The sequence below is a fragment of the Paenibacillus sp. FSL L8-0333 genome (assembly GCF_037965665.1).
GTDB classification, from domain to species: Bacteria; Bacillota; Bacilli; order Paenibacillales; family Paenibacillaceae; genus Paenibacillus_AQ; species Paenibacillus_AQ odorifer.
Genome location: NZ_CP150186.1, coordinates 1,686,232 through 1,707,578, shown reverse-complemented (window position 1 = coordinate 1,707,578; position 21,347 = coordinate 1,686,232). Strand labels below are relative to the sequence as shown.

General features: G+C 45.6%; 23 protein-coding genes. 3 read left to right on the top strand and 20 right to left on the bottom strand.

What is annotated here, in order from left to right; genetic code table 11:
* Positions 1-6: 6 nt before the first annotated feature.
* From NYE72_RS07500 to NYE72_RS07490, 3 genes are read right to left on the bottom strand one after another with little or no spacing between them, the layout of a single operon-like run.
* Positions 7-279, bottom strand: coding sequence for a DUF6171 family protein (locus tag NYE72_RS07500; protein ID WP_076101283.1), 273 nt, complete (start codon positions 277-279; stop codon positions 7-9).
* A 4-nt stretch (positions 280-283) separates the two neighbouring features.
* Entirely contained in the window at positions 284-1,759 is a 1,476-nt protein-coding gene (locus NYE72_RS07495; protein ID WP_339211645.1) for an alpha-N-arabinofuranosidase, read from the bottom strand.
* Positions 1,756-3,126 carry an arabinan endo-1,5-alpha-L-arabinosidase gene (locus NYE72_RS07490; RefSeq protein WP_094903237.1) on the bottom strand — a complete coding sequence of 457 codons (1,371 nt, stop codon included), beginning with the start codon at positions 3,124-3,126 and terminating at the stop codon, positions 1,756-1,758. The genes NYE72_RS07495 and NYE72_RS07490 overlap by 4 nt, the downstream gene beginning before the upstream one ends.
* A gap of 376 nt (positions 3,127-3,502) precedes the next feature.
* Between NYE72_RS07490 and NYE72_RS07485 the strand changes: the two genes are divergently transcribed.
* Both NYE72_RS07485 and NYE72_RS07480 read left to right on the top strand, forming a co-directional pair.
* Positions 3,503-4,459, top strand: coding sequence for a winged helix-turn-helix transcriptional regulator (locus NYE72_RS07485; protein WP_036675692.1), 957 nt, complete (start codon positions 3,503-3,505; stop codon positions 4,457-4,459).
* Between the two features lie 133 nt (positions 4,460-4,592).
* A complete protein-coding gene (locus tag NYE72_RS07480) occupies positions 4,593-4,751 on the top strand; it encodes a hypothetical protein (RefSeq protein ID WP_036675694.1) in 159 nt (52 codons plus the stop codon).
* A 737-nt stretch (positions 4,752-5,488) separates the two neighbouring features.
* On the opposite strand, the gene NYE72_RS07475 is transcribed toward NYE72_RS07480, so the two are convergent.
* From NYE72_RS07475 to NYE72_RS07400, 16 genes are all read right to left on the bottom strand, one after another.
* Positions 5,489-6,259, bottom strand: coding sequence for a class I SAM-dependent methyltransferase (locus tag NYE72_RS07475; protein WP_038569469.1), 771 nt, complete (start codon positions 6,257-6,259; stop codon positions 5,489-5,491).
* A gap of 56 nt (positions 6,260-6,315) precedes the next feature.
* Positions 6,316-7,239, bottom strand: coding sequence for a S1-like domain-containing RNA-binding protein (locus NYE72_RS07470; protein WP_036675697.1), 924 nt, complete (start codon positions 7,237-7,239; stop codon positions 6,316-6,318).
* Positions 7,236-7,583: a ribosome silencing factor gene (rsfS, locus tag NYE72_RS07465; protein ID WP_076213395.1), complete on the bottom strand. Its 348-nt coding sequence runs from the start codon at positions 7,581-7,583 to the stop codon at positions 7,236-7,238. Before rsfS ends, NYE72_RS07470 begins: the two co-directional genes overlap by 4 nt.
* The gene (gene yqeK, locus NYE72_RS07460) at positions 7,580-8,158 is read right to left on the bottom strand and encodes a bis(5'-nucleosyl)-tetraphosphatase (symmetrical) YqeK (RefSeq protein ID WP_076144513.1); all 579 of its coding nucleotides are present in this window, start codon (positions 8,156-8,158) and stop codon (positions 7,580-7,582) included. Before yqeK ends, rsfS begins: the two co-directional genes overlap by 4 nt.
* On the bottom strand, positions 8,130-8,732 hold the full coding sequence (locus NYE72_RS07455; RefSeq protein WP_036675702.1) for a nicotinate-nucleotide adenylyltransferase: 603 nt from the start codon (positions 8,730-8,732) through the stop codon (positions 8,130-8,132). Before NYE72_RS07455 ends, yqeK begins: the two co-directional genes overlap by 29 nt.
* A 36-nt stretch (positions 8,733-8,768) precedes the next feature.
* Positions 8,769-9,062: a ribosome assembly RNA-binding protein YhbY gene (gene yhbY / locus NYE72_RS07450; protein WP_036675703.1), complete on the bottom strand. Its 294-nt coding sequence runs from the start codon at positions 9,060-9,062 to the stop codon at positions 8,769-8,771.
* Positions 9,063-9,129: 67 nt separating this feature from the next.
* Positions 9,130-10,002 (bottom strand): shikimate dehydrogenase, encoded by an 873-nt coding sequence (gene aroE / locus NYE72_RS07445; protein ID WP_339211641.1) that lies wholly within the window; start codon positions 10,000-10,002, stop codon positions 9,130-9,132.
* A 17-nt stretch (positions 10,003-10,019) separates the two neighbouring features.
* Complete coding sequence (gene yqeH, locus NYE72_RS07440) at positions 10,020-11,147, bottom strand: ribosome biogenesis GTPase YqeH (protein ID WP_076104718.1); 1,128 nt, start codon at positions 11,145-11,147, stop codon at positions 10,020-10,022.
* A gap of 2 nt (positions 11,148-11,149) precedes the next feature.
* Complete coding sequence (locus tag NYE72_RS07435) at positions 11,150-11,671, bottom strand: YqeG family HAD IIIA-type phosphatase (RefSeq protein ID WP_076213420.1); 522 nt, start codon at positions 11,669-11,671, stop codon at positions 11,150-11,152.
* Positions 11,672-11,758: 87 nt separating this feature from the next.
* A complete protein-coding gene (locus NYE72_RS07430; RefSeq protein WP_339211639.1) occupies positions 11,759-13,999 on the bottom strand; it encodes a transglutaminase domain-containing protein in 2,241 nt (746 codons plus the stop codon).
* Position 14,000: 1 nt separating this feature from the next.
* The gene (locus NYE72_RS07425; protein WP_076317308.1) at positions 14,001-15,245 is read right to left on the bottom strand and encodes a DUF58 domain-containing protein; all 1,245 of its coding nucleotides are present in this window, start codon (positions 15,243-15,245) and stop codon (positions 14,001-14,003) included.
* A gap of 1 nt (position 15,246) precedes the next feature.
* Positions 15,247-16,203 (bottom strand): MoxR family ATPase, encoded by a 957-nt coding sequence (locus NYE72_RS07420; RefSeq protein WP_036675712.1) that lies wholly within the window; start codon positions 16,201-16,203, stop codon positions 15,247-15,249.
* A 155-nt stretch (positions 16,204-16,358) separates the two neighbouring features.
* Entirely contained in the window at positions 16,359-16,709 is a 351-nt protein-coding gene (spoVAE, locus tag NYE72_RS07415) for a stage V sporulation protein AE (protein WP_036675923.1), read from the bottom strand.
* A gap of 2 nt (positions 16,710-16,711) precedes the next feature.
* Complete coding sequence (spoVAD, locus tag NYE72_RS07410; protein ID WP_339211637.1) at positions 16,712-17,743, bottom strand: stage V sporulation protein AD; 1,032 nt, start codon at positions 17,741-17,743, stop codon at positions 16,712-16,714.
* Positions 17,740-18,243, bottom strand: a complete 504-nt coding sequence (gene spoVAC / locus NYE72_RS07405; protein ID WP_036675716.1) for a stage V sporulation protein AC — start codon at positions 18,241-18,243, stop codon at positions 17,740-17,742. The genes spoVAD and spoVAC overlap by 4 nt, the downstream gene beginning before the upstream one ends.
* A gap of 139 nt (positions 18,244-18,382) precedes the next feature.
* Complete coding sequence (locus tag NYE72_RS07400) at positions 18,383-18,559, bottom strand: hypothetical protein (RefSeq protein WP_155288103.1); 177 nt, start codon at positions 18,557-18,559, stop codon at positions 18,383-18,385.
* Positions 18,560-18,806: 247 nt separating this feature from the next.
* Between NYE72_RS07400 and NYE72_RS07395 the strand changes: the two genes are divergently transcribed.
* The gene (locus NYE72_RS07395) at positions 18,807-19,880 is read left to right on the top strand and encodes a M42 family metallopeptidase (RefSeq protein ID WP_038569461.1); all 1,074 of its coding nucleotides are present in this window, start codon (positions 18,807-18,809) and stop codon (positions 19,878-19,880) included.
* A gap of 544 nt (positions 19,881-20,424) precedes the next feature.
* Here NYE72_RS07395 and NYE72_RS07390 read toward each other — a convergent pair.
* Entirely contained in the window at positions 20,425-21,324 is a 900-nt protein-coding gene (locus NYE72_RS07390) for an aldo/keto reductase (protein WP_038569459.1), read from the bottom strand.
* Positions 21,325-21,347: the final 23 nt, after the last annotated feature.

Below are 21,347 nucleotides of genomic sequence, written 5' to 3'. Positions count from 1 at the left end.
TAGTATTCAATCCCAGCGAGGTGCCGAGGGATAAGGGCAAGTAGAGTCCTGTAATCTTGTTCTCACCTCTACGAGGCAGCCACAATAACGGCAAGTGCTACCAAATTGCAGGCCAGAGCAATCTCGGCAATGTTCAATACGCTGCAAATATTGCTCCTCCGGCGCTAAGGGTCTTTCTCTAGTGGCTATTTCTATTAAACGCTCCAGTTTTTCTGGGCTTATTCTCATGTTCTCATCACAGCTTTTGCAGCGACGGTTTTTTTCTTGATTCTCTGACATGATATTATTCCAGAGTCAAGACTACTACAGAAGCAGGTGGAAGCTCGCAGCTCAGCTTTTCACCCGATAAAGATGCACCCTCAAAAGCTACTGGAGTAACTGTATCCGGTGCCTCAAACGTATTGTGCGCACCCAGCACGGAATGCGTTAAGATCTGACCTGTCACTTTGCTAAAGGTAACCTCTTCAATACCAATACTTAGCGATGCGCTGTCATTATGGCTCAAGTTACAGAGAGAAACATATACATTGCCATTCGTATCGCGAGAAGCAGAAACGCTAATCTGTGGAATTGTTAGCTCCCCAAACGTATAATCAGGGCTCTCAACAGTTACTTCAAGCAGTTCATTATCCTGATGCTCTTTGTACATTTCAAATACATGATAGGTAGGCGTTAGAATCATCTTGTCGCCCTCCGTCAGGATAAGAGCCTGCAGTACATTGACCACTTGAGCCAAATTCGCCATTTGCACACGACTGCTATGCTTTTGGAAAATATTCAGCGTTACCCCTGCTACCAATGCATCTCTGAGTGTATTCTGCTGATACAGGAACCCCGGATTCGTACCAGGTTCATTTAAGAACCAGGTTCCCCACTCATCTATAATCATTCCAACCCGCTTATCCGGATCATATTTATCCATTACCGCTGAATGTTTGGTAATCAGTTCATCCATATGCAAGGTTTTTTGCATAGTCTCAAACCATTCGGCTTCGTCAAAACCTAAAGCGTAACGTTTCTCTTCCCAGCTTCCAGGAATCGTATACGAATGAAGACTGAGACCATCCATAAACCGTCCAGCTTCGCGCATTAGCACTTCTGTCCAATTATAATCATCAACGTTGGCGCCACCAGCGATTCTATAGATCTGATTTTCACCATAATTACGCACATATGTCTGGTAACGTCTGTACAAATCCGCATAATATTCTGGACGCATATTGCCGCCGCAGCCCCAGTTCTCATTACCTACACCAAAATACTTCAACTTCCACGGCTCTTCACGCCCATTTTCACGACGCCAATCCGCCATCGGTGATTCGCCTTCAAAGGTCATATATTCAACCCACTCCGACATCTCCTGAACAGTGCCACTGCCAACATTCCCGCAGATATATGGTTCACAATCCAGCAACTCACATAATTCAAAAAATTCATGCGTCCCAAAATGATTATTCTCGACGACACCGCCCCAGTGCGTATTCACCATCCGCTTACGGGTTTCTTTTGGACCGACGCCATCCTTCCAATGATACTCATCGGCAAAACAGCCCCCCGGCCAACGAAGGACAGGAATATTAACTTTTTTGAGTGCTGCTAGGATGTCGTTGCGAAAGCCCTTGGTGTTCGGAATCGGCGAATCTTCCCCCACATAGATCCCATCATAGATACATCTGCCCAAATGCTCGGCAAAATGACCATATAGATACTTGCTAATCATATTAATTCCTTTACCTGCATGTAGCTTGATAGTAGTCATCTATTCTCTTCTCCATTCTTTTGCTTACCCCAGATGGAAATTCCATTTTCATTTAATCCAGTAAATACAAGGGTCTGAGTTTCTTTCTCCCAATCCCATGACGGAAGCAATTGCACCTTCTCTATCCGGCCTTTACCCTCGATAACGTCATTCCAGACCAAGGTCAGGACTCTGCGTCCATCAAAAGACCAGCTTCCTTTTCCATTCGCACCTTCCAGCTTAAAGTCAGAGGATAGACTTATGAGGGCAGACTGAATCTGGCCATCCACTGAGGGGTCCATTACAATCCATTCCCACTGTCCTGCGATTAGCTGTTCTGGAATATCCTGTTCCACTTCACCCGCATACCGTTCTGGAGATACAACAGGCCAGCCATCCTCTGTCCACAGAATTCGACGAATCTGTAGATAGGACCAATGTTTATCGATTTCACCACGTGCATGATGAACTATATAATAGCTGCCATCCTCATGAAGAACTGAGTTATGGCCGGGAGCAATCCAACCTGGATCTTGTCCAAAGCGATAGCCACCCAGTATTTTATTGCCGACCTCATATCGTGGTTGATGCGCACTATCACTCATATCTCGTCCGTTATAATCCACATATGGGCCGGTAATAGTATCTGCACGAGCGACACGAACGTTATAATCCTCAAACAGGGAGTCATAGGAGACGAACAAATAGTATTTTTTGAATTGCTCGTTATACACTATGTACGGTCCTTCAACTGCTCCATCTTTAATGGTGTTATCCCGTTTAGCGATCAGCGTACCAAAACCTTCTTGCTTCGGTTTGCCCGTTTCCGCATTCAGCTCAATGATATGAATTCCACCAAAAAAAGAACCATACACCATCCACATCCGTCCATCTGCATCCGTAAGCACATTTGCATCAATCGCATTCAGTGAATCTTCAGCACGCGTCTGAATCACCACACCTTCATCGGTCCAAGGTCCCTCAATAGAAGATGAAGTTTGAAGTCCGATTAGCGATTGTCTACTTCCAAAAGATGAGGCCGAGTAATACATTCGATACTGATCACCGTATTTCACCACATCTGGTGCCCATAAATTAGTAGCCCCTGCCCATTCCTTCGCAACTCGGGGAATTCCCGGCAGCGCATAATGAACCCATTCCCAATGGATAAGATCCTGTGATTTTCGAACCATTACGCCTGGTCGTAATTCTCCTCCGACTCTTATGTCGGTAGAAAAAACATAGTAACCCTCATCTGTTTTAATAATGCCTGGATCATGTGTGTTGTGAAGCGTCCATAAAGACTCAATATCAATCACTGATAGATCATACATTGGCATGTTCCCTGGGGAACTTGGAAAGACAAGATCTGTTGTTTTTTTTACCATTAAATTATCACCTCAGAAATAGCAACAGATTGAGCAGCAATAAATATTAAATTTAAAATGAAAAAATATGTATTCGCTTACAATATAAAATAACATATATAAAAAGCCTTGTAAATATATTTCTATAAACCTTTTCATATTTATATGAAATTAAACTCGAAATAAATGAATTATGGCGAAATAATCGTCTTTTTCTTTAGTTTAATCCTTTGTTTGTTTAAATTTTACTAAATTAAAAGAAAATCATGCCAAAAATCCCTCTTATATTTGACCATTCTACAAAATAAGGAAGTATACTTTATTTATATGCCTTATTAGTTTATAATTTTATAAAATAGTATAATTTATGACGTAATCGGAAGAAGGTATTGATAAAATGATCTATATTAAAGATTTAATGAGTGGATTAGAAATTTTCAAGGCACTAAGCTCAGAAATCAGAATCCTCATTTTAGAGCTCCTTGCCACCAATCAAGCCTTGAACCTGAATGAAATTGCCAAAAAACTGAACCTCAGCAACGGCGCCATTACCATGCATATTAAAAAGTTAGAAGAAAGCGGTCTCATTGAGATAAACACATCAGTGGGCAAACACGGTATTCAAAAGGTCTGCTATTTAAATAAGGACAAGCTTATTGTTGACCTTCGCAGCAAGGATGTTGATAATCTTTACGAAGTAGAAATTCAAGTAGGTCATTACAGCAACTATCAGGCTGTTCCAACTTGTGGACTGGCTACCAAAGATAGCATCATCGGGGATTTCGACGAGCCGCGTTATTTTGCAGATCCGCAGCGAATTGAATCCGAAATTATTTGGATGGCTGAAGGGTTCCTCGAATATAGAATTCCAAACTACCTTAAAGCCAACCAAACGTTCCGCGAAATTCAGTTCTCGATGGAGATCGGCTCTGAAGCTCCTGGGTCTAACGATAACTATCCGTCCGACCTTTATTTCTATTTAAATGGAATTGAAATCGGATTCTGGACTAGCCCTGGCGATTTCGGAGATACCCGGGGAACGTTTAACCCCGATTGGTGGCCTCCGCACCTAAACCAATACGGCATGCTGAAGCTGATCCGTATCAATAATGAAGGCAGCTTCATTGATGGCTGTCGGATTTCTGATGTGACCCTTGATGATATTCAATTGGATTACAAAAGTGAACTCACATTCCGTATCGCAGTAACCGACAAGCCTACAAACAAACGTGGACTCACGATTTACGGAAAACATTTCGGCAATTATAGCCAGGACCTACTGGCACGTGTGTTGTATGATGTACATGAAGTTGGAGAGGGCCTCCCTCGTAACGCTGTTATAATAGCAGAGTAACCAACCCTAATCTAAATAAAAAGACCCTAAATTCAGCTAACGCTGATTTAGGGTCTTTTTGAGCTTCGTATATTTTTTCGATATTGAACCATAATAACTTTGTCTCCCAAACCACCGAGAAGGAGTGTTTCGAATGCGTGAAGGTCTAATTCCCGCTGTTCTTGGAACCGTCGTAACCGCTTCTAGCGCCGCTTTTCTTGGAAGCAAGTATAAGATGGCAGCAACAGGCGTACTTGGATTTGGTCTGGCTCATGTCGTATTGGGTGCCATTGATCTGTTTGAGCATCGGTAAGGATTGGAAGATGCCGGGTGGTATGAACACTGCCCGGTTTATTTTGTATTTATTATGTTGGCGCAATTACAAGCTGCTCCAACGAATGAAGTCATAAAAACAGCGATTCTCCTGATATCGGAGAATCGCTGTTTATGTTTGGGTCGCTGGCTGGTTACTCCAACCTTGTCTCCATCATCTCACATGTATCTCACGTGGCTCACGGACCCAAATGACGTTATTTGCATATTTTTAGCCCTTGGAGCATGTTTTCGGACTCCAGTGACGCTATCCCTTGGAAAATGACCAATATTGGACGTTTTTCAAGCCAATAGCTGCAATGGAGTCCGATAGCACCCAAAATATTAGCAAATGCTGCGTATAAGGTCCGCTGTGTCCGATAGCTACTACTAATACGTATATCTGATGGTAGTTGTGCATGTATGTGTGTTGGATAGTGAAAACCTACACGCATCCGAAAAGGGCGATGCATGAGCATTCGAGAGCGAGAACTTACACGCTTCCGCAAAGCGGCAATATATGAGCTTTCGAGAGCGAGAACCCACACGCTCACGTCAGCGGTAATGCATGAGCATTCGATAGCGGAAACACACTTGTTTCCGGCAGCGTCAACCTAGGTGCTTCCAACAGCAGTATTCCACTCGCTTCCGCCAGCAATCAGCTAAGGTCAAAAAAGGGGCTGTCCCAGCAGCTATTTTCATAGCTTATGGGACAGCCCCTCTTAGCATTTTGAATATTTATTTTATAGCTACATAAAATAATCGTTCAGCATCATCTTCTGCCTCTACCCACTCGAAATCGGCATAGATCTTCACATCACTAAACCCAGCCTTAAGCAGCTCTTCCTTCATCCAGTTAGGATCGTAGGCACGCTGAATATGGGTCTCTTCGAATCGGCGATAGCGATCGCTGTGTCCGTCTTCACGGGCAAAAATGGACAGATGATGTTCAATTTCGCGGCGTGGAACATCCATCTCACAAGTCCAAATATAAGACACAGATGGCTCGTCCAGAATAAAGGGCTGTTCTTCTTCATAACGAATTAGTGTGTTTGGATGATGCACATCGAACAGAAAGGTTCCGCCTTGCTTTAACCCTGCATAGGTACTGGCAAAAACAGCGCTGATGTCATCCTCTTCCAACACATAATTCAGACAATCACAAAAGGAAATCACAGAATCCACCAGCTCCGGAAGCTCCCATTCCTTCATGTTTTGTCTAATCCAACGAACACTGCCTTCACGCAAAAAGCGCCGTCCCTGGGGATGCTCCTCCATTTTGCGCTGTGCCACTGAGAGCATGTCAGAAGATAAATCGATTCCGGTCATATGATATCCTGAACCCGCCAAAGGAATTGTAATACTCCCTGTACCACAGCCAAGCTCGGCTACAGTTAACGGCTTGCCGTATTTACTCCATGCGGCTTCAGCAAAGGATATCCAATCTGGATACGGCATATCTGCCATAAGCTCATCGTATACATAAGCAAATTTCCCATAGGAAGACACAATTACACCGCTTTCTATAACAACATTTTATAAATTACGTCTATTGAATCGTAAGCTTAATCCGTCGTTTCTTCTTGCCCTTCGGTTGTTCCTTCTTCATTATCCTTAGCAACAAGATAAGTCCAATTCTCTTTTTGAGTAATATGGCCTTCCTTCATCAGCTTCCCAAGTGCACGCTTGAAGGCGGATTTACTGATTCCGAACCGTTGTTTGATAATATCTGGCGGCGTAGCATCCGAATAAGGCATCGCTCCACCTGGACGAGCATTTAAGAACTCCAAAAGTGCGGCAGAATCTACATCCATCCCCACTTCTTTACGGAGACCCATAGAAAGGTTAACACGTCCATCCTCACGGATATGAGAGACACGTGCTTCAAACTGCTCACCAAGACGCAGCAGACGGCTCCGCTCAGATGAATGGACCATACCGATAATCCCAAAGCCTAGAACACCCGCATCCACAAGTACAAAAGTACCCATTTGCAGCGGCTTATACACTCGGGCTGTTACAGTCTGTCCCATCCAAGATTCAGGTGCAGGCAGAGCTAGTGGAGCAAGCTCCTGTTCTCCGGCCAGCTTGGCACGCAGACGCCCCTGTTTATCATGCTCCATGATCGCAAACACATAGTCTCCAACCTGCGGACGCAGCTCTGGAAGTTCTGGAAGCTCACGAATAGGCAGCAGCAGCTGGCGTCCAAGGCCCATTTCCAAAAAGCAGCCCAGACGCGGATGAATATCAGCCACTTCCAATAACGCCATCTCGCCCAGCGTCAGAAATGGTTTTTTCATCGTTGCCGCAAGACGGTCCTCGGTATCAAAGAAAATGAAAACTTCAACTTTATCACCGGCTTTTACCTTCTCTGTCAGCTCCGTATAATGCAGCATAACATCTTGGTCTCCAGCATTTAAAAAGAATCCGTATGGGGAAACTTCCCGCTCTACATGAAGTGTAACCGTAGTTCCTGCAATCAGGCTCATACAGTCTCCACAACCTTGGCATCGGACCACAGACGCTCGATATTGTAATATTCACGCTCATCGCGGTGGAATATATGAACGATAACATCGCCAAGATCCATCAGCACCCAGCGTGCTGAATCCATGCCTTCAATCCCTTTGATGATTCCGCCTGCTTCATGAACTACTTTACGGACTTCGGTAGCGATCGCCTGTACCTGAATATCCGAGTTACCGTGACATACGATAAAGTAATCACTGATTGGTGAAACATTACGTAGATCTAGTGCCACGACGTTCATTGCTTTTTTATCTTCAACAGCCTTAAGGGCCAGTTCTAACAGCTTGCTTGGTTGTACACTCATATTTTATCCTCCAATATTCTAACTAAATCATTACGCGCCAGTACCGTTAAGGGGAAAATCACCCGGCGTTTCTCCAGTAACAAACTAATCGTAGAATCGAACCCAGCGACTAATCCTTCTTCCAAACTTACTTGTGCCTTCTCGCGTATCTTATCAACCCCGGGAAAATCACGCCCAGGCTCGATGTAGTCAGCTAGGCAGACGATTTTTTCAAGTAAACTCATGTCTTCACGGCCTGAGGTATGGAAACGAATCGCATTGATAATATCAGGATCCGTAATCCCATAGTCTTTCTCAGCTACAAAGGCGCCTACTTCCGAATGCCACATCTGCTTGTCATACACCAGAAGATCCAAATTCAAATGATTTTGTTCAATGATCTCCTTCATTCGCTCAACCGGCCAATACTTGGCCACATCATGCAGAATCGCTGCTGTCTCTGCACGTTCAGGGTCAGCACCATATTGCTTCGCCAGTTGAATAGATGTCTCCATCACGCCGAGTGTATGCTTCCAGCGCTTATCAGGCATCTGTGTGGAGACCGCCTCAATCAGCGCTTCGCGGCCGTATGCCATACAATCCACTCCTTTGAACATAATCGAACACTGCCTCTGGAACCATATAACGAATAGATTTACCTGCTGCCGCCCGTTCTCTTAACATCGTTGACGAAATATCAACCAGTGGCATATCTGCAAGCAATACCTTTTTTGCTATAAAGTCTGGCAATGCATCTAGATCAAGAGGTGTTCCCGGACGACCCACACCAATAAATGTAAGCCGCTGCACCAGTTCTTCAATCTCGTTCCATTTCGGCAAATACTGGACCATATCCGCTCCAATGATGAAATAAAGATCGAAATGCGGATACTCCTCTTGCAGACGTCTTATGGTCTCATAGGTATAGGAGACGCCACCTCTGACAACTTCCCAATCTAATGTGCAAAAAGCTTCGTGATTCTTCACCGCTTCCTGCACCATTGCTAGCCGGTCTTCTCCAGATACACCTGCCTCATGTTTATGAGGCGGGATATGTGAAGGCATAAACCATACCTCTTGCAGACCATAAGTATCTCTTGCGGCTTCCGCTGCCATCATATGACCGATATGAAGAGGATCAAAGGTACCTCCCATAATTCCAACTTTCAAGAGGACGACCTCCTCGGTAAGGTATACTTACAGCTATTAACGCGGCAGCTCAATGGTTTTGTTATCACGTGATTCTTTGTATAGAACGACAGTCTTACCGATCACTTGCACAAGCTCAGAACCCGATTGTTCAGCCAGAGCAGCACCGATTTCCTTGGGATTCTCAATATTATTGCTCAGTATACTAATCTTCATAAGCTCGCGCTTCTCAATAGCTTCTTCAATATGGCGTACGAGGTGATCGTTTACTCCACCTTTGCCCACTTGAAAAATAGGATCGAGATGGTGCGCCAATGAACGAAGATACCGTGTTTGTTTACCAGTTAACATAAATGAATAACTCCTTAATTAACATATATTATTACCTATTATTACCCTAACTTAATGAATCCATTTCTTACTCATTTCCACCCAAACAATCCAGAATGGTCTGCCGCATGATTTCTGTAGGAGCAGGCTGCCCTGTCCAATACTCCAGAGCATAAGCTCCCTGATAGACAAACATACCAAGGCCTCCATGAATCGTGCAGCCCCGTTCGAGTCCTTCCAACAATAGCCGCGTGCGCAGCGGATTATAAATCAGATCGCTTACGACCATTCCTTCACGAAGCAGTTCAGGATCTATCGGTGTCTCATCCATATGAGGATACATACCTACGGAGGTAGTATTGATCAGCACGTCTACACCACTTAGCATTTCTGCTACTTCGTTCATGCTAATCCCGATGACATTACCTTTGCTCCGGCAAAGTGTCGCCAAGTCCTCTGCCTTGTCAGCGCTGCGATTAGCAATAATGATTGAAGAAGGTTTCTCTTGAAGTAGTGCGGCAACAATTCCTCTTGCTGCTCCACCGGCCCCGATAACCATAATCTTCGCACCAGACAAATCAGAAATAGCTTCCGCTTTGAGCGAACGCACATAACCGATTCCATCCGTATTATATCCGGTGAGCACTCCGTTATCATTAACAATCGTATTGACTGCACCAACGGCTACTGCACTCTCATCTAATACATCCAAATACTCCATCACCGCAACCTTATGCGGAATCGTCACATTCACTCCTCGGAAACCAAGCGTACGGATCGCTTGCACCGCATCGCCCAGCTTCTCCGGGAGGATATGAAGCGGTACATAAGCACCCGGAATTCCCAGCGCTTGCAGTGCTGCTTCATGCATAATTGGAGATTTGGATTGTATAATAGGATCTCCCATTACACCGAGTAGAATATTACCGCTATTGTAGCCTTCGACTGCTGTTGTAGACAATAGATTATCCTCCCTCGTTAAATCATCGAAGGGCGGGTAAGCACCTTCACACCACGCGGAACGTGAATGGCCACAACTGCACCTTCAGTTCCATTAACCTTAATCCAGCCCAGACCCGAAATGTACAGATCGGTTCGGCTGCCCCGATTAATCCGGAACTCATGCCGCTGCCAAGGTGGCAGCTTGTCCATCCGGTCACTTCCCGGTGGAGACAGCATTTCACCGCGATGATCCTGATAGAGGGAATCTGCGCGTTCCAGCTTCGTGCGATGGATTTTTAAAGTACCACTAATAAAGCAAGTGAAGGATTGATGCGGGCCTTGTACGAAATCAAAACGTCCCAGTCCACCGAAGAAAAGAGTCTGTCCTTCGTTCAACTGATAGACTGTTGGCTTCAAAGGATTGGCAGGCATAACTGCATCCAGATCCTGACGCTCTACTAATTCACTATAACGCCAAGGATACACAATCCCTGGAGTATCAATAATGTAGTGGCCATCATCCAATGGAATTTTGACCGTATCGAGTGTTGTGCCAGGGTAACGTGAAGTCGTTAACTCCTGCTCCAAATCGCTATAGTCCGAAATCAGACGATTAATAAGTGTGGATTTGCCCACATTGGTAGCACCCACGACATATACGTCACGTTGGCCGCGCAACTCCGTTACGGCTTCCAGCAAACGGTCAAAACCTTGATTGCGTTTCGCACTGCAAAGTACGATTTCAGCCGTCCGCAAGCCTTCCTCTTTACAGCGCTGCTGCATCCAGTTACGCAACTTGTTCCAGTTTGTAACTTTCGGCAGCAAGTCACATTTATTCACTGCAAGAATAACAGGGTTATTGCCAACAAAGCGCTGCAGGCCGGAAATCAGACTGCCTTCAAAATCGAAGATATCGACAATATGAATAACAAGCGCATTCTTCTCTCCTACTCCACTCAGCAGGCGAAGAAATTCATCCTGATTCACCGAAACAGATGAAGCCTCATTATAATTTTTAATCCGGAAACAGCGTTGGCAAATCACCGGGTCCCGTTCAAGTGCAACCTCCGGAAGGTATCCTGGTTGATCCTTATGCTCCGTCTGAAGCTTGATGCCGCAACCGCTGCACTTCTCAGGACGCTGTGTTTCGCTTTGTTCGTTCATTACTATTTTTCCTCCTCGTGCCACAATCCTTTTTTGCGAAGCCGTGTCAGAGCAACCCGCTCTACCCGGCGATTAAACCTTGTGCCGAACCCCTCATCCTTGACGGAGATTGGCAGTACCAAAACAGTATACAGGCCAAGGCGATTGCCGCCGTATACATCTGTAAGCATTTGATCTCCCACCACAATCGTTTGTTCAGGTGGCAGCTCCATCTGCTTCATCGCTTTGAGAAAAGGAGCATTACTCGGTTTACGAGCCTGGTGCACAAATTCAATATTAAGCGGTGTTGCAAAGCGTGACACCCGTTCCATGTTATTGTTAGATACGATGATGAGCTTAAAGCCCAGTTCCTTCACCTTTTCGAACCATAACAACAGCTCCGGAGTAGCCACAGGCGCTTTGGCACCGACCAGTGTGTTATCCAGATCCGTGATGATTCCGCGATATCCCTGTCTATACAGCTCGTCCAGAGCAATATCGAATACCGTATTCACCCGGAGTTTGGGAACTAACATTTCAAACAATACGTTCACCTCGATTTCATACAAAAAACTATAACATACTCCTTGCGCATCGCAAATAAATCTGTATCTATGCTTTCACGCAAAGTGTTATTTCTTGGATCTCATTTTTCTCCGCACCCACAAAGCTTCAGTATACACGCTCTGCCAGTCTTTGTCTTCAATAACCTCAGGGCTATATTTCGCCTTTTCGAACATTGCTAGTAGTGAGGATAGATGATCAGCCACTGCCGGACGTTCTCCACTCCAGCGATCTACGGCTTCACGCAAAGTTTCGTGCTCTTCTTTTAGCATTCCCTTGCGATGCAAATACCTTACCCAACGCTCAGTTTCCGCCACTACTTTCTGATCTGGCGTTAAAGGCCGGCCATTGCGCAGCTGCTGCATGAAGAAGCGAAGCTTAAAGCGTCTATGCCAAATTATAAAAATCGTCCAGGACAGCAACACCACTACAGCTGCCACAACAACCCAAAGACCTACATGAAACCCTTGATCTTCTTGTGCGTTACTCACAGGCGCTGGTGTAGGTTCTGCCTGTTCTTCTTGATCTTCTGACTCGACCTCAGGGGTTTGCTCATTCTGAGTTAAAAGCGGAATATTAAATCCAGGTGTAGCTTCAACTGGAATCCAACCATAATCACCAAAGTAAACCTCAGCCCAAGAGTGGGAATCCGCATTGGTAATTGTATAATTATTATTCACTGTGCCTGATTGCTGTTGTGCCGGATTCATTGGGATTTCTGGCTGTTCCCCAGGTGCGTACCCCTTAACCCATCGTGCAGGGATGTTCAGAGAGCGCGCCATAGTAACCAGTGCCGTAGAATAATAATCACAGTAACCTTCCTTTAACTCAAACAAAAACCCTTCTACAAAATCGTTGCTTGTGACACGTGATATATCTGGATTATTGGTATATGGAAAGGTTTGTTGTAAGTATTGTTGCAAAAGCGCTGTTTTTTCATACGGCGTTTTTCCTTCAGCCGTGATTTCCTCAGCCAGCTCCCTGACTCTTTTAGGAAAATCGTTAGGCAGTTGAAGAAACATTTTCTCCAAATCGTTCCCTTTATATAGCTCCTCATACGTCTTTGTTGTCAATTCTTGAACAGGAATTACAGGAACCTCAGACGTCACCTCAAAGGTAGACGGATAAGCGAGTTTCTTCCCATCCACATCCCAGATCAGCTCGCTGTCCCGGCTTCTCCAGGAGAGTCCATTTCCAGCTTTTTCCCCATTTAAAGAATCCACCGAAGATACTGAATAAGTGCCAAACAGCACAGGAAATTCATTATTATTAAGCACGGTTACTGTTTGTTTCAGTGTTCGTGTATTCACTTTAGAACCCACACTGCTCTCTAAAGATTCACCTACATCCACCGCTTCTAGAGGTCCCCGATTTAACCGATCTCTATCGACCCAGCCTCTTCCGGAATATAATCTGCGCGTTTCTCCCCGCATATAAATACGCAAATCAGAAACCACTGTCATCACCGGTGTATAATCGAAGGTAAAGCCGCCGCCTAGTTGATCATCATTCAGACTGTAACCTGACGAAGTATTGTTAGTAGGGGAGACAGAACCCATCTCAGATTTCGTGGTCCCAACTGTGCCCTTCCCAGAAGACTTCCCAATCCCATTCCATTCTTGCCAAGCGGTATAAGGATCGGTTAGGGTAGGCCTTACCCCAGGCATATTCACTCCAATTAGGATGACCAAAGAGAAGACGATGGCAATATTAATGACAATTTTCATGGGATATTTCAGCAGATGCACCCAACCACGCGGATAATGTAGCTGGAAGCTTCTCAGATGATGGCTGACCAGCCAGCCCATCCCCGCAAATACCGTCCAGGCTACTTCCTGCCACAAAACGATAGATGTAAAGGAATCCAAGGCAGCAAAAGCCACTATGTTCATTCCTATAAACCATAAAATACGTCTTTTTGAGGATGCCCACCAAGACGACAACAGCAGCAGGGCTGAGGCCCCGAGAGCAAACCAGATATAGGGCACCATATGAACTGCAATATCCTGCAGTCTGTCCGGGAGGGTTGTTGCCCAAGGATCAGCGACGTATATACCATAATTGATAAGTATACGATAAACGATATAAATAATAGCTGCCGCTTCAATAAAGAGCCTTATTTGAACTTTAACAGGAATTATGATTTCAATAACAGTGATCGTTATTAATGCAGCCCACACAACAGCAGTTGTCTGTCTTAACCAGATAGGCTCCGTATAAGAGACCCACTGGTGGGCTATAATCAAAAGCCACAATAGACCTAAAGAACGGTGCCAGGAGAATTTCATCTGATTCCACCAGTTTTTCATATCAGACTTCCCCTCCTAATACTATGGGAAGCTCTTGCAGTGAATTAATGCTGTAGCCTGTAATCCCCCGAGATCTTAGAACGTCTGTCCAATCTGTGCTGCTGTTCGTTTCTGATAAATTCCCTATATGAATGTGAGACGGAGTCATCCCTCTGCTGTCAGCCCAACGTAATGCATCCAGTACAGGTTGGCCACTTTGAGGACTAATTAGCACGAAGTATGAGCCTTTAGGGAACATACGATATCCTTTTTCCAAACGGGAAATGAGTGGACCATGCCCTTCGGCGTTAAGATCGATCAAATATTGAATCATTTTCTGACGTTCAGCAGCACCTTCAACTGGTGCAAATACCTTCGTGGTCTTATCCAAGCAGCAAAGACCGATCCCTATCCGCTCTCGAATACCGAATCCAAGAAGTGAAGCTGCTACAGAGACTGCGAGTTCAAATTGATTCGAATTCATATAAGCAGAAGCAGAGCCGTCCAGAACTAGAATGGTTTTGGGAATCGACTCATGCTCGAACTCTTTGGACTTCCACGAGCCTGTCTTTGCCGTTGCATTCCAATGTATGCGTGTTAGGCGGTCGCCGTATACGTAGTCGCGTACACCGTTAATTTGGGTGGTCTCACGACGTGATTGAACAACAGAGGTCTGTGGTCCAGAAAGACGGGATTTTCTTTCATATAACTGCCAGCGCGGAACATAGATTGCACGAGGCAACACCTGAAACTGTCCTTCAGCCAGAAAAGTACCTTTATGCTCGACAAGGCCAAAAATATCTTGGCTGATGATATCCGTATCTGAAAATGTATAAGTGCCCCGTTCCAGAACCGGTGTCTGAAACCGCAGTTCCCCATGCCCTCTGAGGCTGGGAATCAGGCTTTCCTCAAATACCCATGATTCGCCATTATGCCGTTTCAGAACTTCCCTTACAACCACATAAGGTAAAGGCAAAATTCCCGGGATTGTGACCTTCAGACCTACACGAAGATACCCACCGGCAGAGAGCAAATCTCCCTTATCCTGTTCGGCATAAAAACTGCGAACACCCTTAGCCCGCCGAACGCCTCCTAAACCTCCAGCAATCAGATATGCAATAAGTACAGAGACCATAATAAACAACATAAATGCAGTTTTGCCGCCCTGAAATAGTACATATAAGAGAGTAATACTCCAAATTACAAGGATGCTGGCGAATTTGGTAGGCTGAATGTGAGCTGCCACCGTAGACAAATAACGTCTCATATTATTGCCTCATCGTAACAGGCACATGAATGCTCTGCAGAAGCTTTTGAAGCAGCGAATCTACGCTAATATTATCTAGGCGCGACTCTGGACGCAGCAATATACGATGACCCAAGGCAAATGGAGTAAGCACCTTTACGTCATCCGGAAGAACATAATCCCTTCCCTGTAGGAAAGCATAAGCTTTACAAGCCAGCATAAACGATAACGAAGCACGTGGACTTGCACCTAGCAATACAAGCGGATGCTCTCTTGTCTGGCGTACAATATCTAACAAGTAATTCAGTACAGGATCACTCATATAAATCTCACGAATCTCCTCTTGAATACTAGCGATCTGCTCCATACTAGTGACAGCTGTAAGCCTGTCCACTGGTTGACCTTCTTGATGGCTCAACAATAGATTTTTTTCGGTTGCTGCATCAGGATAACCAAGACTAATTCTTAGCATAAAACGATCCAACTGAGCTTCCGGCAGCGTGTAGGTTCCCTCAAAATCTATCGGATTCTGGGTGGCGCACAACATAAATGGATGCGGAAGCGGATAGGTCTCCCCATCTACGGTTACATTACGTTCCTCCATCACTTCCAGAAGGGCGGATTGTGTCTTTGTCGTGGCTCGGTTAATTTCATCAGCCAGCAGGATATTCGTCATCACCGGACCTGGGCGGAAATGAAACATCTCGTCCCTCGGATGATACACAGATACACCGGTAATATCACTCGGAAGAATATCCGGATTACATTGTATCCGGCGATACTCCCCGGACATTGATCTGGAAAGTGCGCGAATAAGCTGGGTCTTTCCTGTTCCCGGTACATCCTCGATCAGAACATGACCACCGGCAAGCAGCGCTGTTAGCAGCAATTGTATTTCAAATGATTTTCCAAGTATGCAGGATTCTAGATTATTACGGACAGCATTCATGATGTGCATTGATTCTTGACGAACGGGCATATATGATCCTCCTAGGTCAGAATAAGCAGTAATATTTATATTTTACATGATTAGGGGACCCAAAGTACATTGTTGAAGCTTACGAAGTGTAAACAAACCAAAAACCCGCAGGACACAATGTCCCGCAGGTTCTAATCTAAAGCGCTAGAATCCCATTATCCTTTAGGCCGGACAACCAATGCAGCCAGGAAAGAGAACACAATCGCTGACGAAATCCCTGCGCTCGTGATATCAAAAATCCCTGTAACTACACCGATCCAGCCATCCCGTTCCAGCTCTGTCAATGCCCCATGGACCAAAGAGTTACCGAAGCTTGTGATTGGAATGGTTGCGCCTGCACCCGCAAATTTCACAAGTGGATCGTAGATGCCAAAAGCATCAGCAATCGCTCCGGCTACAACTAATGTACTCATCGTATGTGCAGGTGTCAGCTTCAATACATCAAACATCAGCTGGCCTATAACGCAAATGGCTCCTCCGATCAGAAAAGCCCATAAGTAAATCATCATTAAATTCCACCTCCACTTTCTATAGCAACAGCATGAGCCACACACGGAATGCTCTCTCCCTGCTGGTATGACAATGGGGATAATAAGGCTCCAGTTGCCACAATCAGCACCCGTTTAAGCTCACCTTTTTTAATACGCTTGAGTATATGACCATAAGTCACTACCGCGGAACATCCACAACCACTTCCTCCGGCGATCACATACTTCTGTTTCTCCAAATCGTAGATAAGCAAACCGCAATCATCAAAGGTTGTTTGCTCCATTGGAATCCCTTCTTTAGCTAATAAGGTTTTCGCAATGGGCAAGCCTACAGATGCAAGATCGCCTGTTACAATTAAGTCATAATGCCCGGGGGATAGTCCGGTATCCCGAAAATGCGCAGTAATCGTATCCGCTGCCGCCGGTGCCATCGCTGTTCCCATATTAAAAGGATCTGTCAAACCGAGATCCATTATTCGTCCAAGGGTAGCCGAGACCACTACCGGATTGTTGCCAGTCCCATCATTCTGACCTACTACAGCACAGCCCGAGCCTGTGACCGTATATTGCGCTGTTGGCGGCTTCTGTGAACCGTATTCGGTAGGATAACGGAATTGCTTTTCCACCGTACAGTTATGGCTGGATGTTCCCGCGAGCACGTATTTGCTCCCTCCGGAATCAACGATCATAGAGGCAATCGCCAGGCTCTCCATGGAAGTGGAGCAAGCACCAAAGACTCCAAGATAAGGCACACCTAATTTTCTTGCCGCGAAGGAGCTGCTGATAATCTGGTTCATCAAATCTCCGCCAACAAAAAACTCCAGCTTCTCCTTATCGAGGTTTGCATTAATCAGTGCCAGTAGGGAAGCTTTTTCGAAAAGAGCCCGCTCGGCCTTTTCCCATGTTTTTTCTCCCATTTCCAGGGAGTCAAATATAAAATCAAAATCTGACGTTAATGGACCCTCTCCCTCTTCAGGCCCCACTACAGCGGAAGAGCCTAAAATAACGGGACGGCTCGTGAACTCCCAAGTCTGACTGCCAAGCTGTTTCATGTATGTGCACCTCCACCTACGCCTAAAAAGAGATAGACGATACCAATTATGAAAGCAGCGACAGCACCAAATACGATGACTGAACCCGCCAGCTTGAACATATTGCCACCCACACCGAGCACAAGTCCTTCCGCACGGTGTTCCAGAGCTGCTGAACACATACTGTTCGCAAAACCAGTAACCGGAACCGCAGTTCCTGCACCGGCCCATTGGGCCATTTTGTCATAAACGCCAAAGCTGGTCAGAATTACAGAGAGTAGAATCATCGTCGCTACAGTTGGACTTGCAGCTTCTTTGGAGGTCATATCGAATATGGCCATATAAGCCTCCTGAATCCCTTGTCCAATTACACAGATTAGGCCGCCAGCAAGAAATGCTCGCACACAGTTTTTGAATACGGGCCTAGCGGGTACAAAGGGCTTGGACAATTTCTCGTAATCTTGCGGGGTCAGGGTATCAAGCTTCAGCTTGACACCCGATTTTTTCGTTTTCGCCGGCATTGAGAGCACCTCCTGAAAGTTAGGCGAAGGGGGCTGACAAGCATCATAGTAGTACTCACTTTGAGCCCCTCAAGTTGTTTCTTCGCTTAGAAGTTTTCCTTATTGTTTGCCATACCCCGCTTCGTTATGTCCCTCCAATTCAGGAAAAATACAGTAACACAACTATCAGCAGCAGGAACAGCACAAGAATAAGCACCGCTTCCTTTTCCAGAGAGTTGTGGCGCCAGTAACGTCTGCGCGCTCCGCTAACCTTTAGGTTTCTTTTGGAGTATCCTCCCTGCACCCTTCTTTTGGGTACACTACCTGCTACCCTCATTTCCTTCGCATCCTTTCTAAAGCTCCTGCCACCAGAGCCCCTATTGCATTGTATTCGCGGAGCGTTCACCGGGTGTTCATTTGTCTCTTTAGCATGGACAAGTGAGCTCACAATGTTCATACTAAGTGGCAGGAAGAAATAACGTTGTCGTCCATTTTGGATGGCAACCGTTTCTCGTAGAACTATAAGGATGATGTATAACGCAAAGCTTATACGTCCTTATATTTTAATAAAGGAGTGATTTCAAATGAATCAAGAAACATTGGATCTATTCAAAACACTTACCGAATTCCCTGCAGCCCCGGGCTTTGAGCGCGAACTCCGCGCTTACGTCAAGGATGCTATGACACCTTATACCGAAGAGTTCGTGCAGGATCGTCTCGGAAGTCTGTTCGGCGTATTGCGCGGTGAGGAAAACGGGCCAAAAATTATGGTCGCTGGACATTTTGACGAAGTGGGCTTTATGGTCACCGGAATTACTAACACCGGGATGATTCGTTTTCAACCGCTAGGCGGCTGGCTTGCTTCTGCTGTTGCTTCCCAGCGTCTCCAAATCATTACACCAAAAGGCACATTGACTGGTGTTGTTGGCAGCACCCCTATCCATCTACTAAGCGCTGAAGAACGCGGCAAGACGGGCGAAATCAGCAAAATGTATATTGATATCGGTGCAGACAGCCGTGAAGAGGCAGAAAGCTTTGGCGTCAGACCAGGTCAACAAGTACTGCCAATCTGTCCGTTCACCCCGCTTGCCAACCCTAAAAAAATCATGGCTAAAGCGTGGGATAACCGTTACGGCGTAGGTCTCGCCATTGAGCTGGTTAAATCATTACACGGCAAAAAGCTGCCTAATACTGTTTATGCTGGAGCTACCGTACAAGAGGAAGTTGGACTTCGTGGAGCACGTACAGCCGCTAATCTTCTGTCCCCAGACATCTTCTTTGGCTTGGATGCGAGCGCTGCTGCTGATATGACCGGTGATAGCCAAGCCTTTGGCCATTTGGGTAAAGGCGCTCTCCTGCGCATTTTTGATCCAACGATGGTTACACATCGCGGCCTGATCGAATATGTACAAGACACAGCGGATACTCACAAGATCAAATACCAGTATTTTGTCTCCCAAGGTGGAACAGATGCAGGTCAGGTTCATGTAAGTGGAATCGGCGTTCCTTCCGCAGTCATCGGAATATGCTCCCGCTACATTCATACCGCTTCATCAGTTATTCATAGCGATGACTACGAAGCTGCTAAAGAGCTGTTAGTTAAACTCGTAGAAGGCCTCGACCGCACTACACTGCAAACGATTATCGAGAACAGCTAGGTTCTTATTTTTAAAAGAGCAGCAATCCTTTTTGAAGGATTGCTGCTCTTTTTTGGGGTCGTGGCTTACGGACCTGTGTCACTTGCGCCCCAGTGGTGTTTACAAACCCCGATATTACTTCTAAAAAACAATTGTGCTTATGCTTATGAACCCCATTGCCCGCTGATCCCGCTATAGGTACTACGACGGACCCATGATGCTTACGAACCCACGTTGTTTATTGTTTACGCTCCCAAGTTGCTTGCTTACGGCGACACGTTGTTTATTGTTTATGTCCCCCAAGTTGCTTGCTAACGCACCCATGTTGTTTACTATTTACGCCCCCAATGTTGCTTCCGGACCCAGATGACGCTATTCCATAGAAATGGGCTCATAATTGGTGTCATTCATGCTAATAGCGACTATGGTGTCCGATACTCCTCCAAAAGTGGCATATTTCTGCGTTTAAGATCATCTGTGTCCTATAGATACTCCCCTATCCCCCGTCCCATATAAAAAAAGCCCGCCTCACGGCGAGCTCCTTGACCATTCTCAGACAGCTATATCAACTCATATCCAGTGGCACTTTCCACGAAGGTATCGGGAAAGCCTCATCCAGCTTCCATCTTTCTTCTTCACTCAGCGTAATTAAACCTGCAGCAGCATTCTCAATTACATGCTCACGTGAAGAAGCTTTCGGAATCGTAATAATGTCCTCCTCGCGGATCGTCCAAGCTAACATTATTTGCAGTGGTGTTGCGTTATGAACACGGGCAATTTCCTGAACCGCCTCACTCTCAATAACCCCTTTGCGGAGCGCGCCTGCTTGTGCAAGCGGAGAGTACGCCATTACGGGCATGCGGTGACTTTTCTGCCATGGCAGCAATTCAGCTTCAATGCCTCTCGACCCTAAATGATACAGCACCTGATTCATAGCACAGTGAGTTCCCCCAGCTATACTAAGCAGCTCTTTCATATCGTCAACATCAAGGTTCGATACACCCCATCTTGCTATTTTACCTTGAGAGACCAGTTTCTCCATGCCTTCCACAGTCACTTCAAGCGGAATATCTCCCCGCCAGTGCAGTAAATAGAGATCCAGATGATCCGTATTCAGTCGTTGCAAGCTTTCTTCACAGCTGCGAATAAGATTCTCGTTGCCGGCATTATGTGGGTATACTTTGGACACCAGGAAAACGTCATCCCGAATTCCTTTAATAGCGTCACCTACTAAAAGCTCTGAGTTTCCTTCCCCATACATCTCAGCCGTATCTATCAAATCCATGCCTAGTTCCACGCCTAATCTAAGAGCAGCAATTTCTTCCTCTCTACGGGAAACATCATCACCCATATTCCAAGTTCCCTGTCCTATTCTAGGCAGAGAGGTACCATCTGGAAGAAGTATGCGGTTAGCTCGGTTCACTTTCACAATTTCAGCCAAATGCTCGATTGAATCCTTAGTCATTGTAAAAATCTCCTTACCGATAA

Bases quoted from the DNA above. Each gene is read 5' to 3' on its own strand.
- yhbY (WP_036675703.1), bottom strand. From the start codon at position 9,062: ATGTTAACTGGTAAACAAACACGGTATCTTCGTTCATTGGCGCACCAT.
- NYE72_RS07500 (WP_076101283.1), bottom strand. From the start codon at position 279: ATGTCAGAGAATCAAGAAAAAAACCGTCGCTGCAAAAGCTGTGATGAG.
- spoVAD (WP_339211637.1), bottom strand. From the start codon at position 17,743: ATGAAACAGCTTGGCAGTCAGACTTGGGAGTTCACGAGCCGTCCCGTT.
- spoVAC (WP_036675716.1), bottom strand. From the start codon at position 18,243: ATGCCGGCGAAAACGAAAAAATCGGGTGTCAAGCTGAAGCTTGATACC.
- spoVAE (WP_036675923.1), bottom strand. From the start codon at position 16,709: ATGATTTACTTATGGGCTTTTCTGATCGGAGGAGCCATTTGCGTTATA.
- yqeK (WP_076144513.1), bottom strand. From the start codon at position 8,158: ATGGCATACGGCCGCGAAGCGCTGATTGAGGCGGTCTCCACACAGATG.
- NYE72_RS07480 (WP_036675694.1), top strand. From the start codon at position 4,593: ATGCGTGAAGGTCTAATTCCCGCTGTTCTTGGAACCGTCGTAACCGCT.
- NYE72_RS07390 (WP_038569459.1), bottom strand. From the start codon at position 21,324: ATGACTAAGGATTCAATCGAGCATTTGGCTGAAATTGTGAAAGTGAAC.
- NYE72_RS07490 (WP_094903237.1), bottom strand. From the start codon at position 3,126: ATGGTAAAAAAAACAACAGATCTTGTCTTTCCAAGTTCCCCAGGGAAC.
- NYE72_RS07395 (WP_038569461.1), top strand. From the start codon at position 18,807: ATGAATCAAGAAACATTGGATCTATTCAAAACACTTACCGAATTCCCT.
- NYE72_RS07485 (WP_036675692.1), top strand. From the start codon at position 3,503: ATGATCTATATTAAAGATTTAATGAGTGGATTAGAAATTTTCAAGGCA.
- NYE72_RS07420 (WP_036675712.1), bottom strand. From the start codon at position 16,203: ATGCCCGTTCGTCAAGAATCAATGCACATCATGAATGCTGTCCGTAAT.
- yqeH (WP_076104718.1), bottom strand. From the start codon at position 11,147: ATGAACGAACAAAGCGAAACACAGCGTCCTGAGAAGTGCAGCGGTTGC.
- rsfS (WP_076213395.1), bottom strand. From the start codon at position 7,583: ATGAGTGTACAACCAAGCAAGCTGTTAGAACTGGCCCTTAAGGCTGTT.
- NYE72_RS07425 (WP_076317308.1), bottom strand. From the start codon at position 15,245: ATGAGACGTTATTTGTCTACGGTGGCAGCTCACATTCAGCCTACCAAA.
- NYE72_RS07470 (WP_036675697.1), bottom strand. From the start codon at position 7,239: ATGAGCCTGATTGCAGGAACTACGGTTACACTTCATGTAGAGCGGGAA.
- NYE72_RS07495 (WP_339211645.1), bottom strand. From the start codon at position 1,759: ATGACTACTATCAAGCTACATGCAGGTAAAGGAATTAATATGATTAGC.
- NYE72_RS07400 (WP_155288103.1), bottom strand. From the start codon at position 18,559: ATGAGGGTAGCAGGTAGTGTACCCAAAAGAAGGGTGCAGGGAGGATAC.
- NYE72_RS07430 (WP_339211639.1), bottom strand. From the start codon at position 13,999: ATGAAAAACTGGTGGAATCAGATGAAATTCTCCTGGCACCGTTCTTTA.